This window comes from Marmoricola endophyticus (assembly GCF_014644415.1).
In the GTDB taxonomy this organism is placed as follows: Bacteria; Actinomycetota; Actinomycetes; order Propionibacteriales; family Nocardioidaceae; genus Marmoricola; species Marmoricola endophyticus.
Window position 1 is genome coordinate 2,435,984 of record NZ_BMKQ01000001.1, and the last position, 13,229, is coordinate 2,449,212.

Genomic DNA, 13,229 nt, shown 5'->3' on the forward strand with positions numbered 1-13,229 from the left:
GCTCGACCACCGCAGCGGTGGTGGGGGTCTCGACGGGCGCGCCCTCGCTGGCGGTCGGTTGCTGCTCGACCTCCGGTGTTGCGGTCGAGGGGGCGGCCAGGTCCGTGGTGGTTGCCGGTGCGTCGGTGGGGGTGGTCTCGACGTCCTCCCTCGCTGCGCTCGGTTCGGGCTCGACCACCGCAGCGGTGGTGGGGGTCTCGACGGGCGCGCCCTCGCTGGCGGTCGGTTGCTGCTCGACCTCCGGTGGTTCTGGTTGGTGCTCGGGCTCCGGGGGTGCGGGGGTGGTCTCGACGGGCGCGACCGCCTCGGGCGCGGGATCGGCCGGCTCGCCCTTCTTCGCCTTCTTCTTGCGGCGGAAGAGCGAGGGGAGCTCGAGGTGGGAGAGGTCCTCCTCGGGGTCGGCCGGCATGGGGCGAAGTATGCCGGACCCGACCCGACGCGGGTGGGTGTTGCCGTGACGTGGCGCACGTGCTTGACTAATTACTGACCAATCGGTCGGTAATCAACGGGAGGCAGCGTGACGGCGACGTACGAGCCCGACGAGACGCAGGCGGCGTTCGACCGCATCATCGAGCGGCACGACCGGATCGAGCCGCGCGACGCGATGCCGGAGAAGTACCGCGCCACCCTGGTCCGCCAGATCGCGCAGCACGCGCACTCGGAGATCATCGGGATGCAGCCGGAGGGCAACTGGCTGACCCGCGCGCCGTCGCTGCGGCGCAAGGCGATCCTGCTGGCGAAGGTGCAGGACGAGGCCGGGCACGGGCTCTACCTCTACTCCGCGGCCGAGACGCTCGGGGTCTCGCGTCAGGAGCTGACCGAGAAGCTGATCGCCGGCACGCAGAAGTACTCCTCGATCTTCAACTACCCGACGCTGTCGTACGCCGACGTCGGCACCATCGGCTGGCTCGTCGACGGCGCCGCGATCTGCAACCAGGTACCGCTGTGCCGGACGTCGTACGGCCCGTACGGCCGCTCGATGATCCGGATCTGCAAGGAGGAGTCCTTCCACCAGCGCCAGGGGTACGAGCTGCTCGCCACGATGATGCGGGGCACGCCCGCGCAGCAGGAGATGGTCCAGGAGTCCGTCGACCGGTTCTGGTGGCCGGCGCTGATGATGTTCGGCCCGCCCGACGCCGACTCGCCCAACACCGAGCAGTCGATGGCGTGGGGGATCAAGCGCGACACCAACGACGAGCTGCGCCAGAAGTTCGTTGACATGAGCGTCCCGCAGGCCGAGCGGCTCGGGGTCACCCTGCCCGACCCCGACCTGCGCTGGAACGCCGAGCGCGGCCACCACGACTTCGGCCAGCCCGACTGGGACGAGTTCATGGCCGTGGTCAAGGGCGGCGGCCCGTGCAGCGCCCAGCGGATCGCGCACCGGCGCAAGGCGCACGAGGACGGCGCGTGGGTCAGAGAAGCTGCCTCTGCCTACGCAGCGAAGGAGCGCCAGCCGTGAGCGACCCCGACTACTCCGCCGACGGTGGGCACGGCGCCGTGCCCCTCAAGAACGTGCCGACCGGCTTGGGCGAGCGACCCCGCGGCGAGTGGCCGCTCTACGAGGTGTTCGTGCGCGGCAAGCGCGGTCTCAACCACGTCCACGTCGGGTCGCTGCACGCGGCCGACGACGAGATGGCGGTGCGGAACGCCCGCGACGTCTACACCCGGCGCAACGAGGGGGTCAGCATCTGGGTCGTGCGCGCCGACCTGGTGGTCGCGTCCAGCCCGGACGAGAAGGACCCGATGTTCGCGCCGGCCGGGGACAAGGTCTACCGGCACCCGACGTTCTACGACATCGGCGACGACGTCCCCCACATGTGAGGCAGCCACGATGAGCACCGAGGACTTGGACAAGGACCACGACAGCGTGTACGACGGGCTGCTCGACGCCGACCACGCCGGCGACGACTCCCAGTGGGCCTTCGGCACCGACTTCGAGGACCCGCTCGCCGGGGTCGACACGACTCTCCCGGACGGCGCGGACGCGGGTGCGCTGGCGGCGTACTGCTTGATGCTCGGCGACGACGCCCTCATCGGCTCCCACCGGCTCTCCCAGTGGTCCAGCCGCGCGCACGACCTCGAGGACGACATCGCGCTGTCCAACATCGCGCTGGACCTGCTCGGTCAGGCGCGGCTGCTGCTGGCGCGTGCTGCGGCGGCCGATCCGGGCGTCGTCCCGGAGCTGCCCGAGGGCTCGCCGGTGCCACCGGAGGACGCGCTCGCGTTCTTCCGCGACGAGGGCGGTTTCCGCAACGTACGACTCGTCGAGCAGCCCAACGGCGACTTCGCCGAGACCGTCGCGCGGCTGCTCGTGACGTCGGTGTGGCGCCTGGCCCTGCTGGAGCGACTGGCCGGCAGCCGGGACACCGTGCTGGCGGCGATCGCCGAGAAGGGCGTGAAGGAGGTGACCTACCACCGCGACTACGCGGCCCGGTGGGTCCTCACGCTCGCGCATGGCACCGAGGAGTCCCGGGCCCGGCTGGTCGCCGGGCTGGACGTCGTCTGGCCGCTGCACGACGAGCTGTTCCGCACCACCGACGTCGAGCGGACCGTCGCCGAGCAGCAGGTCGGCGTCGACCCCGCCTCGGTCGCCGACGAGGTCGGCGTGCTGATCGACCACGTCCTCTCCGTCGCGGGCCTCGAGCGGCCCACGCGGGCGGCGGCCGGCCCGGTCGCCGGCGGCACCGGCCGCGACGGACGGCACACCGAGGCGATGGGACCGCTGCTGGCGAAGATGCAGGTGGTCGCCCGCGCCCACCCGACGGGGCTGTGGTGACCGTGCCGTCCGCGCTCGCCATCGCCTCGGAGGTCACCGACCCCGAGATGCCGATGCTCACGCTGGCCGACCTCGGTGTGCTGCGCGAGGTCGAGGAGGAGGGTCGGTGCGTCCGCGTACGGATCACGCCGACGTACTCCGGCTGCCCCGCGATGGCCACCATGCGCGACGACCTGGTCTCCCGGCTGCGGTCCGCCGGGTACGCCGACGTCCGCGTCGAGGTGAGCCTCAGCCCGGCGTGGTCCAGCGACTGGATCTCCGAGCGCGGCCGCCGGGCGCTCGTCGAGCACGGCGTCTCCGCCCCCGGCCCGGCACCGGAGCGCACCGGCCCGGTCCCGCTCAGCCTGCTGCCGACCCGGCGCGAGGTCACCTGCCCCCGGTGCGGGTCGGGGGAGACGGCCCTGGTCTCGGAGTACGCCTCCACCGCGTGCAAGGCGCAGTACCGCTGCACCGCCTGCCTCGAGCCGTTCGACCACGTCAAGGAGCACTGAGCCGTGCCGAGCACCTTCCACGAGCTGACCGTCGCCGATGTGCGCCGGCTCACCGACGACTCCGCGGCACTCACCTTCGAGGTCCCCGACGAGCTGCGCGAGGCGTACGACTTCCGCGCCGGTCAGTCGCTGACCCTGCGCCGGTGGATCGACGGCGAGGAGCACCGCCGGTCGTACTCCATCTGCGCGCCCGCCGGCGCCCGCCCGCGCGTCGGCGTGCGCGAGATCCCCGAGGGGCTGTTCTCCTCGTGGCTGGTGCGCGACGTACGCCCCGGCGACACCGTCGAGGTGCAGACACCGACCGGCAGCTTCCGGGCGGACCCGGCCGAGGGCGGGCGGCACCTGTGCATCGCCGCGGGGTCGGGCATCACGCCGATGCTCTCGATCGCCTCGACCGTGCTGGCGCACCCGGACGCGCAGGTGACGCTGCTCTACGGCAACCGGACCAGCGGGTCGGTGATGTTCGCCGAGGAGCTCGCCGACCTCAAGGACCGGTACCGCCAGCGCCTCGACCTGGTGCACGTCCTCTCCCGCGAGCCGCGTGACGTCGAGCTGTTCTCCGGACGGCTGGACGCCGACCGGCTGCGGCGGCTGCTGACCACGCTGGTGCCGGTCGACGGCGTCGACCACGTGTGGCTGTGCGGGCCGTACGCCATGGTCGGCGACGCGCGCGAGGTGCTCGCCGAGGTCGGGGTGCCGTCCGAGCGGGTGCACGTCGAGCTGTTCTACGTCGACGAGCCGCCGCCGGAGGTCTCCCGCCCCGACGCCGTGGTCGACGGGGCGACGACGCAGGTGACGATCGCCCTGGACGGGCGTACCTCCACCGCACCGATGCCGCGGGACGCGACCGTGCTCGACGGCGCGGCGGCCACGCGCAACGACCTGCCCTTCGCCTGCAAGGGCGGGGTGTGCGGCACCTGTCGTGCCCAGGTCACCGACGGGGAGGTCGACATGCGCCGCAACTACGCGCTCGACGACGACGAGGTCGAGCGCGGCTTCGTGCTCACCTGCCAGAGCTTCCCGGTCGGGGACGCCGTCACGGTGGACTTCGATGCCTGAGCCGGACGCGCAGGAGGTCGCCCGACGGTCCACCGACGCGATGTGGGGCGGCGACGCCGCCAGCCGTGTCCTCGGGATGCGGCTGGTCTCGGTCGCGCCCGGCGAGGCCGTGCTCGCGATGACCGTCCGCGACGACATGGTCAACGGCTGGGAGATCTGCCACGGAGGGCTGATCGCCACCCTCGCCGACTCCGCCTTCGCCGTCGCCTGCAACTCCCGGGGCCGGGTCACCGTCGCCTCGGGCTTCGACATCACCTTCCTCGAGCCGGGTCGGCTGGGCGACGAGCTGGTCGCCACGGCCCGCGAGCGCGCCCTGCGCGGCCGCTCGGGGCTGTACGACGTCAGCGTCGCCCGGGCCTCCGACGGTGCGGTGCTGGCCGAGATGCGTGGCCGCAGCCGTGCGACCGGGGAGCCCAACCCCGCACTCTGATCCACACGCGTGCGCGCGAGGCGTCGCGAACACGCGCCGTCTCGGGGGGAGGGTGCGTGAGGCGTCGCGAACACGCGCCGCCTCGCGGGGCGGCGCACGGGTCAGTGCGCCGTGATGCCCTCGAACGCGATCGCCGCGACGGCGTCGGCCAGCGATGCGGGGTCGGTGGTGCCCGAGGGGCGGTACCACTCGACCAGCGAGTTGACCGTCCCGAACAGCAGCCGGCTGACCAGCTCCGGCGGCAGGTCACGCCGTACGACGCCCTCCTCGGCGGCCGCCGAGACCAGCGCGGCCAGCCGGTCGTCCAGCTCCCGGCGTCGGCGCAGCGCCTGCTGCTCGATCCCGGAGTTGCCGCGGACCCGGAGCAGCAGCGTCACCGCGGGCAGGTGGGCGGCCAGTACGAGCACCGACTCGCGAAGCGCGGCGCGGAGCCGGTCCCCGGCGCTCCCCGGCCCGGCGGCGGCAGACTCGATCGCCGCGCTCAGCGCGTCCAGCCCTTCGTCCAGCCCGGCGCGCAGCAGGTCCTCGCGGCTCTCGACGTGGTGGTAGATCGCCGACTTCGAGACCCCGAGCTCGCGCGCCAGGTCGGACATCGACGTGCCGTCGTACCCCTGCCGGTTGAACAGCTCCACCGCCCGCCGCAGCACCGTCTCCTGGTCGTAGCCCGGCCGTCCGCGGCGAGGAGCGTCGGGCGAGGTCACGGGGTCAGCCTTCCACGTCCTGGGCCGACGACCGCGCCGCGCGGGACTCGCGGGAGGATCGTCGCACCGACGAGACGCCGGAGGCGCTGCACGTGATCACCCGACAGGACCTCGCCGACGAGGTACGGCTGCTGACCATCGACCGCGACGAGCGGCGCAACGCGCTCGACACCGGGCACCTCGAGCAGCTGCGCGGCCACGTCGCCGACGCGGTGTCCGAGGGCGTACGGGCCGTGGTGATCACCGGCGCCGGGTCGGTGTTCAGCGCCGGCGCGGACCTGGACGCGGCGTACGACGAGACCTTCCTGGGCATGCTCTACGGCACTCTGCGCGACCTCTGTGCGAGCCCGGTGCCGCTGGTGGCCGCGGTCAACGGCCCGGCGATCGGCGCGGGGGCCCAGCTCGCGATGGCCTGCGACCTGCGCGTCGGCGGCGAGCGGGCACGCTTCGCCGTGCCCACCGCGCGCAACGGCCTGGCCGTGGACCTGTGGACCGTACGTCGGCTCGCGCTGCTGACCACGGGGTCCGTCGCCCGCAACCTGCTCCTCGGGGCGGGCACCCTGGACGCCGAGCACGCCCACACGCTCGGGCTGCTCGGCCGTCGCGGCGACCTGAGCGACGCGGTCGAGTGGGCGCAGGAGATCGCGACGATGGCGCCGCTGAGCCTGGCGTACTCCAAGCGGGTGCTCGACATCGCGCTGGAGCCGGACGTCGACCCGGAGGCGCAGGCGGAGATCGACCGGTCGTTCCGGGCCTGCTGGGCGAGCGAGGACGTCGCCGAGGCGCGGGTCGCGCGCACCGAGAAGCGCGCGCCGGTCTTCCGCGGCCGCTGAGCCTGCTACGAGAACGGTCACCACCTCCCGCTCGCACCCGCGAACGGTGCCGAGAGCGACTGGTGAGGAGTCCCGGTACGACGAAGGGCCGCGACTCGTCACGAGTCGCGGCCCTCGATGTCACTGCGGTCGGGCTGACAGGATTTGAACCTGCGGCCTCCTCGTCCCGAACGAGGCGCGCTACCAAGCTGCGCCACAGCCCGAAGTGCCTGCGCCACTCTAGCCGTACACCGCTCGCTGCGACGAATCAGGCCGGGGTGAGCGTCAGCAGCGTCGCCTCGGGACGGCAGAACGTCCGGAACGGCGCGTACGGCGAGGTCCCGGCACCGGCGGACACGTGCAGCCACGCCGACCCGGCGTCGCCGGGGGAGGAGGCCGCCGGGTGGCGGTGCAGGCCGCTGGCGCGCGCCGGCTCGAGGTCGCAGTTGGTCACCAGCGCCCGCCCACCGGGCAGGCAGACCTGGCCGCCGTGGGTGTGGCCGGCGAGCACCATGTCCCAGCCGGAGGTGGCGTACGCGTCCAGCACCCGGAGGTACGGCGCGTGGGCGACGCCGAGCCGCAGGTCCGCGTCGGCGGGAGCTGGGCGGGGGATCGAGCCGAGGTCGTCACGGGACAGGTGCGGGTCGTCGAGGCCGGACAGCGCGATCGTGGTGCCACCGACCTCGATCGTCCCGGTGGTGTTGGTCAGCTCCTGCCACCCGCGCCGCGCGAGGGAGACGCACAGGTGCTCCCACGGCAGCGGCGCTACGTGGGTGGACCGCGTGTCGTCGTCGCGGAAGTACCGCAGCGGGCTCTTCGGCACCGGTGAGTAGTAGTCGTTGCTGCCGAGCACGAACGCCCCCGGCCGGTCCAGCAGCGGGTCCAGCGCGTCGAGCAGCGGCGGGAGCACGTCGCGGTGGGCGAGGTTGTCGCCGGTGCTGACCACCAGGTCCGGCTCGAGGTCGGCGAGGCTCCGCAGCCAGGCGAGCTTGGTCGTCTGGCGCGGGGTCGCGTGCAGGTCGCTGAGGTGCAGCAGCCGCAGCGGCTCGTGGCCCGCAGGCAGGCACGGCACGTCGGCACGGCGTACGACGAAGGCCTTGGTCGCTGCGTAGCCGTACGCCGCGGTGCCCGCGCCCGCTACCGCGAGAGCGCCGGCGGCACCGGCGAGGAACCTGGTCGTGGACATCGGCGCAAGGCTGCCACATTCAAGGCACACTGGCCGACGTGAGTGAGCTCAAGGACCGTCTGCGTACCGACCTGACCGCCGCGATCAAGGGCCGCGACCAGGTGCGCTCCTCCACGCTGAGGATGGTGCTCTCCGCGATCACCAACGTCGAGGTCTCCGGCAAGCAGGCCCGCGAGCTGAGCGACGAGGACGTCCTGGGCGTGCTTACCAGCGAGGCGAAGAAGCGTCGCGAGGCCGCCGAGGCGTTCGACGAGGGCGGCCGGGCCGAGAGCGCCGAGAAGGAGCGCGCCGAGGCCGAGGTGATCGCCGGCTACCTGCCCGCGCAGATGGACGAGGCCGAGATCCGCGACCTCGTCACCGCCACCATCGCCGACCTCGGCGTCGCGGGGGACGGGATGAGGGCGATGGGCCGGGTGATGGGGGTCCTCACCCCGCGGACCAAGGGTCGTGCCGACGGTGGGGCCGTCGCCGCGGAGGTGCGCCGCCAGCTCGGGTCGTAGTCCGACGTACCCAACGGGCCCCGGGGGGCGGCTCCGCGCGACGCCGTGGGTCGGGCCGACTGGTTCGGTACGTCTGACTACGGCCGGTACCGCCCGTGCGCCCTGGCTGCGATGACCACCGGAGGACGAGCAGAGAGCGAGCGCCAGCGAGCGAACGCCCGTCGAGACCTGCCACCGCGGCGAATCTCGACAAACGGCGTCGGCTCAGCCGTCGTCGCCCTGGTCGTCCCCGTCGTCCTGGCTCTGCGCGGAGGCGTTGTCGTCGGAGGAGCTTGTGGTGCTGCTCTGCGAGCGGGTGGGGCGGACGAAGTCCTTGCCGTCGAGGTACTGCGAGATGCCCTTCATCGCGTCACCCCACAGCGGCCCGGCCACCGTGGACCCGAACGCGCGCCCGGCATACACGCCGCCGACGTTCTGGTAGTTCAGCGTGATCGGGGTTCCCTTGGAGTTGGCACCGGCCACCATCGCCACGGTCGCGATGTCGGAGCTGTAGCCGTCGAACCAGACCGCCTTGTTGTCCTGGATGGTGCCGGTCTTGCCGGCTGTCGGCTTGCCGTTCTGCAGGGCGGAGCCGAAGCCGCCCTCCATCACTCCGCGCAGGATGTCGCTCACCGTGTCGGCGGTGTTCTCGCTCATCACGCGCTGGCACTTGTCGTCGTACTTCTTGAAGACCTTGTCCTCGGCGTTGAGGATCTCCGTGACCGGCTTGGTGTCGCAGTGCATGCCGCGCGCGGCGAAGGTGGCGTACGCACCCGCCATCTCCAGCGGGCTCACCGACGGCACGCCGAGGGTGAAGGAGGGCACCTGCTCGCGGTCGGGGTCGGTGAGCTGGACGCCCATCTTTCTGGCCAGCTTGTACGGGTCGCAGATGCCGGTGCGCTGCTCGAGCTGGACGTAGAAGGTGTTCACCGAGTCCTGCGTGCCGGAGTAGAGGTTCGGCGCGGGCGGCGACTTCGTCGAGTTGCTGACCGTGTAGGTGTCCGAGGAGGTGTACGGCCCGTCGCAGGTCCGGTAGTCGTTCTGCCGCAGCGTGATCGGGCTGGGCGAGCGGATCGCGGTGTACGGCGAGATCCCCTGCTCGAGCGCCGCGGCGAGCACGAACACCTTGAACGTCGACCCGGCCTGGAAGCCGGCGGAGTCGCCGAGGCTCGAGGGGATGACGTAGTTGAGGAACGTCTCGCCCTTGCCCATGTCGCGACCCATCGGGCGGGACTGGCTGATCGCGCGGACGTCGCCGGTCCCGGGCTCGACCATCGCCATCGCCCCGATCGCCTGGTCGGTCGGGTTGACGTGGTCCTGCACGGCGTCGTCGGTCTGGTCCTGGAAGGCGGGCCGCAGCGTGGTCTTGATGGTCAGCCCGCCGGTCTGCAGCAGCCGCTGGCGGTCCTCGCGGGTCTTGCCCAGCGCGGGGTCGGCGAGCAGGTAGTTGACCGCGTAGTCGCAGAAGAACGGTGCGGAGGCGGACACGCAGCCGTTGCGGTTCGGGGTGACCTTGAGGCCGAGCTTCGACTTGGTCGCCGCGGCGAGCTGCGCGTCGTCGATCCTGCCGAGCTCGTGCATCCGGGTCAGCACGATGTTGCGCCGCTGCAGCGCCTGGTCGGGGTTGTTGGTCGGGTCGAAGCCGACCGGGTTCTTCACCAGCCCGGCCAGCATCGCCGACTGCTGCAGCGTGAGGTCCTTGGCGTCGACGCTGAAGTAGTGCTGCGCGGCGGACTGGATGCCGTACGCCCCGTCGCCGAAGTAGGCGATGTTGAGGTAGCGGTTGAGGATCCACTTCTTCGAGTGGTTCTCCTCCAGCGCGACCGCGTGCCGCAGCTCGGCGATCTTGCGGGCGTACGTCTCGGCCGTCGCCGCCCGTCGCTCCTCGGCGGTCTGCGCCTGGGAGACCAGGGTCTGCTTGGCCAGCTGCTGGGTGATCGACGAGCCGCCCTGGACGTTGCCGGAGGTCTGGTTCGTGACGAAGGCGCGCAGGGTGCCCCGGATGTCCAGGGCGCCGTGGGAGTAGAACCGGTCGTCCTCGATGGAGATGATCGCCGTCTGCATGATCGGCGCGATCTGGTCGAGCTCGACGTTGGTGCGGTTCTGCTGCGAGTCGTAGAAGGTCGCCAGCACGGAGCCGTTGGCCGCCAGCATCACCGAGCGCTGCGGCAGCGGGCCCGCGGAGAGGTCGGAGGGCATCTCCTTGACCGTCTTGCTGACCTGGTCCGCCGCGAGCCGGGTGCCGACCGCCGGGACGATCGCCAGACCGCCCACCAGGAGGCCGGTGATCACCGCGACGATCCCCATCGTCCCGAGGTGCGCGAGGACGCCCTTGTTCGTCAGGTCGGGGTCGTCGACGGTCTCGGGAGGCATGGCGCTCAGGGTACGGGAGTACAGGAAACCACTCGCGAATCGTTGGGTTCGGCGAACGGCGAACCCGGGTAGTCCGAAAGGACTAGACGAGAACCATCCTCCGTGGCCGTGGTGCGAACGCGTCCCTTCTTCGAAGATTCTCAGCGGGGAGACCACTGACCGCGCCGACCGTGGCGCAGCACTCGGAGGAGAACGAACGACATGTGGATCGACGACTGGGCCGCCGCCGCCGCTTGCCAGCAGTCCCAGCCCGACCAGCTCTTCGTCCGGGGGGCGGAGCAGCACAAGGCCAAGACGGTCTGCGCCGGCTGCCCCGTCCGTACCGAGTGCCTCGCCGAGGCCCTCGACAACGAGATCGAGTGGGGCGTGTGGGGCGGCATGACCGAGCGGGAGCGCCGCGCGCTCCTCAAGCGCCGTCCGAACGTCACCTCCTGGCGCCAGCTCCTCGAGACCGCCAAGGGCGAGCACGAGCAGCGGTACGCCGTCAACGGCTGACCCCTCCACGGTCCTCGAGGCCCCCGTACCGACTCGGTACGGGGGCCTCGTCGCGTCCGGGTGGGTGCTGGTGGTCTCGTCGTCCTCGCTCCCTTCAACAGGCTCAGGACGGCGCGCTGCGCTCGCATCGGGCTCGACCACCCGTGCGACAGGTGGTCGAGCCTGACCGAGCGCCAGCGAGGGAGGACGTCGAGACCCGGTGACGGACCTGCGGCCTCAGTCCTGGTCGGCGAGGAGCTCGCCGATCCGGCGCAGGCCGTCGAGGTCGTGGACGTCGCCGGCCAGCGCCGGCAGGACCGCGGTCGCGACGTCGGGGTGAGCGGTCGCGAACCGGCCGCGCAGACGCGTCTGGCGCTCGACGACGCGTACCCGGTCGGCGTGCAGGCGCAGCAGGCCCGCGGCGAGCCGGTCGTCGGCGTCGTCGCTCGCGGCGAGCCGCTCGACCCCGGCCAGAGCGGCCTCGGCGGACAGGTCGCCGGCCGGCGTCGTGCTCGCGCGGTTGACCACGAGCCCGGCCAGCGGCATCGACTCCCCCGAGAGCCGCTCGACGAAGTACGCCGCCTCGCGCATCGCGTCCGGCTCCGGCGCGGCGACGACGAGGAACGCCGTCCCCCTCGCCTGGAGCAGCTCGAACGTGCGCTGCGCCCGCGCACGGAAGCCGCCGAAGAGCGTGTCGAAGGCGGTGACGAAGGTCTTCATGTCGGTCAGCACCTGGGCGCCGATGATCTTGGCCATCGTGCCGGTGACCAGGCCGAAGCCGGTGGTCATCAGCTTCGCCGGCCCGCGGGCCGGTGCGAGGAGCAGCCGCATGAACTTCCCGTCGAGGAAGGACGAGAGTCGCTCCGGGGCGTCCAGGAAGTCCAGTGCGGAGCGCGAGGGTGGGGTGTCGACGACGATCAGGTCGTACTGCCCGGACTCGCGGGCCTGGCGGTCGAGCTGGCCGAGCTTCTCCATGGCCATGTACTCCTGCGTGCCCGCGAACGAGCTCGACACGGCGATGTAGAACGGGTTGGCCAGGATCTGTGCCGCCTTCTCCGGGCTGGCCTGGCTCTCGACCACCTCGTCGAAGGTGCGCTTCATGTCCAGCATCATCGCGTCGAGCGAGCCGCCCGCTCCCGGGGCGACACCGGGCACCGGGCGCGGGGTGTTGTCCAGCTTCGCGATCCCCATCGACTGCGCGAGACGCCGGGCGGGGTCGATGGTGAGGACGACGACCTTCCGTCCGCGCTCGGCGGCCCGCAGCGCGATCGCCGCCGAGGTCGTTGTCTTGCCGACGCCACCGGCACCGCAGCACACGATGATCCTGCGGTCGGGGTCGTCGAGCAGTGCGTCGACGTCGAGCGCCGGTGCGGTCCGGGAGCGCGCGGCGAGCGGCCCGACACGGGCGTGGCCCCGGTCCTGCGCGGCCATCAGCACATCCCCTGGTCGCGCAGGACGCCCGCCAGCTCGTACAGCCCGGTCAGGTCGGTGCCGCCCGGCAGGCTCGGCAGGGAGTACGTCGGCACCCCGATCCCGGCGACCAGCGAGTCCTGGGCGTCCTCGAGGTCTCGCCGCTCCGCGTGGTCGCGGCCCTCGTCGACCAGCGTCTCCACCAGCGTGGGGGAGTGTCGTACGCCGGCCCGCTCCAGCGCCGTGCTGAGGCGGGTGCGCTCACCCGCACCCAGGCCCGCCTCCAGCCGCTCGCGATCGGTCGGGTCGAGGTCCTGGGGGCGGCGCAGGTTCACCACGACGCCGCCGACCGGGAGCTTCGCCGCACGCAGCTCCTTCACGGCGTCGGCGGTCTCCTGGACCGGCATCTCCTCCAGCACGGTGACCAGGTGCACCGCGGTCCGCCTCGAGCGCAGCAGGCGGGTGATCGCGTCGGCCTGGGAGCGGATCGGGCCGACCTTCGCCAACCCGGCCAGCTCGTCGTTGACGTTGAGGAACTGCGTGATCCGCCCGGTCGGCGGCGCGTCGAGGACGATGGCGTCGTACTCCCGGGCGCCCTTGTTGCGCGAGTTGCGGTTGGCCGCCTCGTAGACCTTGCCGGTCAGGAGCACGTCGCGCACGCCCGGCGCGATCGTGGTGGCGAACTCGACGACGCCGAACCGGTCGAGCAGCTTCCCGGCGCGGCCCAGGCGGTAGTACATCGCGAGGTACTCCAGCAGGGCCGCCTCCGGGTCGATGGCCAGCGCGTAGACCTCGCCCTCGCCGTCGGGGCCCCGTGCGATGCGGCGCTCCTCGTACGGCAGCGGCGCGACGTCGAAGAGCTGGGCGATCCCCTGACGCCCCTCGACCTCGCAGAGCAGCACGGTCTTCCCCCGTGAGGCGAGGGCGAGCGCGAGCGATGCCGCGACCGTGCTCTTGCCGGTGCCGCCCTTGCCGGACACGACGTGCACCTGGACGTCCGGCCAGTCGGTGTCGGGCATGGCGAGAGCCTAGGGGTGC

Annotated in this window: 14 protein-coding genes, 1 tRNA gene and 1 pseudogene; 9 read left to right on the forward strand and 7 right to left on the reverse strand. The window is 72.2% G+C overall.

All coding sequences use genetic code 11. The features are described from left to right. Positions 1–409: pseudogene (locus IEX42_RS11930) on the reverse strand (hypothetical protein); the annotation flags it as partial. Positions 410–517: 108 nt separating this feature from the next. On the opposite strand from IEX42_RS11930, the gene paaA reads away from it, so the two are divergent. The 6 genes from paaA to paaI are packed head-to-tail and all read left to right on the forward strand — an operon-like array spanning position 518 to position 4,756. Continuing rightward, entirely contained in the window at positions 518–1,459 is a 942-nt protein-coding gene (paaA, locus tag IEX42_RS11935; protein WP_188779964.1) for a 1,2-phenylacetyl-CoA epoxidase subunit PaaA, read from the forward strand. Continuing rightward, positions 1,456–1,821: a 1,2-phenylacetyl-CoA epoxidase subunit PaaB gene (gene paaB, locus IEX42_RS11940; protein ID WP_444543239.1), complete on the forward strand. Its 366-nt coding sequence runs from the start codon at positions 1,456–1,458 to the stop codon at positions 1,819–1,821. Before paaA ends, paaB begins: the two co-directional genes overlap by 4 nt. A gap of 10 nt (positions 1,822–1,831) precedes the next feature. After that, on the forward strand, positions 1,832–2,776 hold the full coding sequence (gene paaC, locus IEX42_RS11945; RefSeq protein WP_188779965.1) for a 1,2-phenylacetyl-CoA epoxidase subunit PaaC: 945 nt from the start codon (positions 1,832–1,834) through the stop codon (positions 2,774–2,776). Next, positions 2,773–3,267 (forward strand): 1,2-phenylacetyl-CoA epoxidase subunit PaaD, encoded by a 495-nt coding sequence (paaD, locus tag IEX42_RS11950; protein ID WP_229660816.1) that lies wholly within the window; start codon positions 2,773–2,775, stop codon positions 3,265–3,267. The genes paaC and paaD overlap by 4 nt, the downstream gene beginning before the upstream one ends. A 3-nt stretch (positions 3,268–3,270) precedes the next feature. Next, a complete protein-coding gene (gene paaE / locus IEX42_RS11955) occupies positions 3,271–4,326 on the forward strand; it encodes a 1,2-phenylacetyl-CoA epoxidase subunit PaaE (protein ID WP_188779966.1) in 1,056 nt (351 codons plus the stop codon). Then, positions 4,319–4,756 carry a hydroxyphenylacetyl-CoA thioesterase PaaI gene (paaI, locus tag IEX42_RS11960; RefSeq protein ID WP_188779967.1) on the forward strand — a complete coding sequence of 146 codons (438 nt, stop codon included), beginning with the start codon at positions 4,319–4,321 and terminating at the stop codon, positions 4,754–4,756. The genes paaE and paaI overlap by 8 nt, the downstream gene beginning before the upstream one ends. 101 nt (positions 4,757–4,857) lie before the next feature. Here paaI and IEX42_RS11965 read toward each other — a convergent pair whose 3' ends face one another. Beyond that, entirely contained in the window at positions 4,858–5,457 is a 600-nt protein-coding gene (locus IEX42_RS11965) for a TetR/AcrR family transcriptional regulator (RefSeq protein ID WP_188779968.1), read from the reverse strand. Between the two features lie 92 nt (positions 5,458–5,549). On the opposite strand from IEX42_RS11965, the gene IEX42_RS11970 reads away from it, so the two are divergent. Beyond that, positions 5,550–6,290 (forward strand): enoyl-CoA hydratase, encoded by a 741-nt coding sequence (locus IEX42_RS11970; protein ID WP_229660817.1) that lies wholly within the window; start codon positions 5,550–5,552, stop codon positions 6,288–6,290. A 129-nt stretch (positions 6,291–6,419) separates the two neighbouring features. Here IEX42_RS11970 and IEX42_RS11975 read toward each other — a convergent pair. Beyond that, positions 6,420–6,493: transfer RNA gene (locus IEX42_RS11975), tRNA-Pro, on the reverse strand. 44 nt (positions 6,494–6,537) lie between these two features. Beyond that, positions 6,538–7,455 carry a metallophosphoesterase gene (locus IEX42_RS11980; RefSeq protein WP_188779969.1) on the reverse strand — a complete coding sequence of 306 codons (918 nt, stop codon included), beginning with the start codon at positions 7,453–7,455 and terminating at the stop codon, positions 6,538–6,540. Positions 7,456–7,493: 38 nt separating this feature from the next. On the opposite strand from IEX42_RS11980, the gene IEX42_RS11985 reads away from it, so the two are divergent. Next, positions 7,494–7,955, forward strand: a complete 462-nt coding sequence (locus tag IEX42_RS11985) for a GatB/YqeY domain-containing protein (protein ID WP_188779970.1) — start codon at positions 7,494–7,496, stop codon at positions 7,953–7,955. Between the two features lie 204 nt (positions 7,956–8,159). Here IEX42_RS11985 and IEX42_RS11990 read toward each other — a convergent pair whose 3' ends face one another. Beyond that, positions 8,160–10,307: a transglycosylase domain-containing protein gene (locus IEX42_RS11990; protein ID WP_188779971.1), complete on the reverse strand. Its 2,148-nt coding sequence runs from the start codon at positions 10,305–10,307 to the stop codon at positions 8,160–8,162. Positions 10,308–10,508: 201 nt separating this feature from the next. Between IEX42_RS11990 and IEX42_RS11995 the strand changes: the two genes are divergently transcribed. Next, the gene (locus IEX42_RS11995) at positions 10,509–10,802 is read left to right on the forward strand and encodes a WhiB family transcriptional regulator (RefSeq protein WP_188779972.1); all 294 of its coding nucleotides are present in this window, start codon (positions 10,509–10,511) and stop codon (positions 10,800–10,802) included. Positions 10,803–11,018: 216 nt separating this feature from the next. Here IEX42_RS11995 and bagB read toward each other — a convergent pair whose 3' ends face one another. Next, on the reverse strand, positions 11,019–12,212 hold the full coding sequence (bagB, locus tag IEX42_RS12000) for an ArsA family ATPase (RefSeq protein WP_188779973.1): 1,194 nt from the start codon (positions 12,210–12,212) through the stop codon (positions 11,019–11,021). Beyond that, positions 12,212–13,210, reverse strand: coding sequence for an ATPase BagA (gene bagA, locus IEX42_RS12005; protein WP_188779974.1), 999 nt, complete (start codon positions 13,208–13,210; stop codon positions 12,212–12,214). The genes bagB and bagA overlap by 1 nt, the downstream gene beginning before the upstream one ends. Between the last annotated feature and the right edge of the window lie 19 nt (positions 13,211–13,229).

What these genes read in the sequence shown, in the direction of transcription:
- bagA (WP_188779974.1), bottom strand. Translation starts at nt 13,210, where the DNA reads ATGCCCGACACCGACTGGCCGGACGTCCAGGTGCACGTCGTGTCCGGC.
- IEX42_RS11980 (WP_188779969.1), bottom strand. Translation starts at nt 7,455, where the DNA reads ATGTCCACGACCAGGTTCCTCGCCGGTGCCGCCGGCGCTCTCGCGGTA.
- IEX42_RS11995 (WP_188779972.1), top strand. Translation starts at nt 10,509, where the DNA reads ATGTGGATCGACGACTGGGCCGCCGCCGCCGCTTGCCAGCAGTCCCAG.
- paaC (WP_188779965.1), top strand. Translation starts at nt 1,832, where the DNA reads ATGAGCACCGAGGACTTGGACAAGGACCACGACAGCGTGTACGACGGG.
- bagB (WP_188779973.1), bottom strand. Translation starts at nt 12,212, where the DNA reads ATGGCCGCGCAGGACCGGGGCCACGCCCGTGTCGGGCCGCTCGCCGCG.
- IEX42_RS11990 (WP_188779971.1), bottom strand. Translation starts at nt 10,307, where the DNA reads ATGCCTCCCGAGACCGTCGACGACCCCGACCTGACGAACAAGGGCGTC.
- paaI (WP_188779967.1), top strand. Translation starts at nt 4,319, where the DNA reads ATGCCTGAGCCGGACGCGCAGGAGGTCGCCCGACGGTCCACCGACGCG.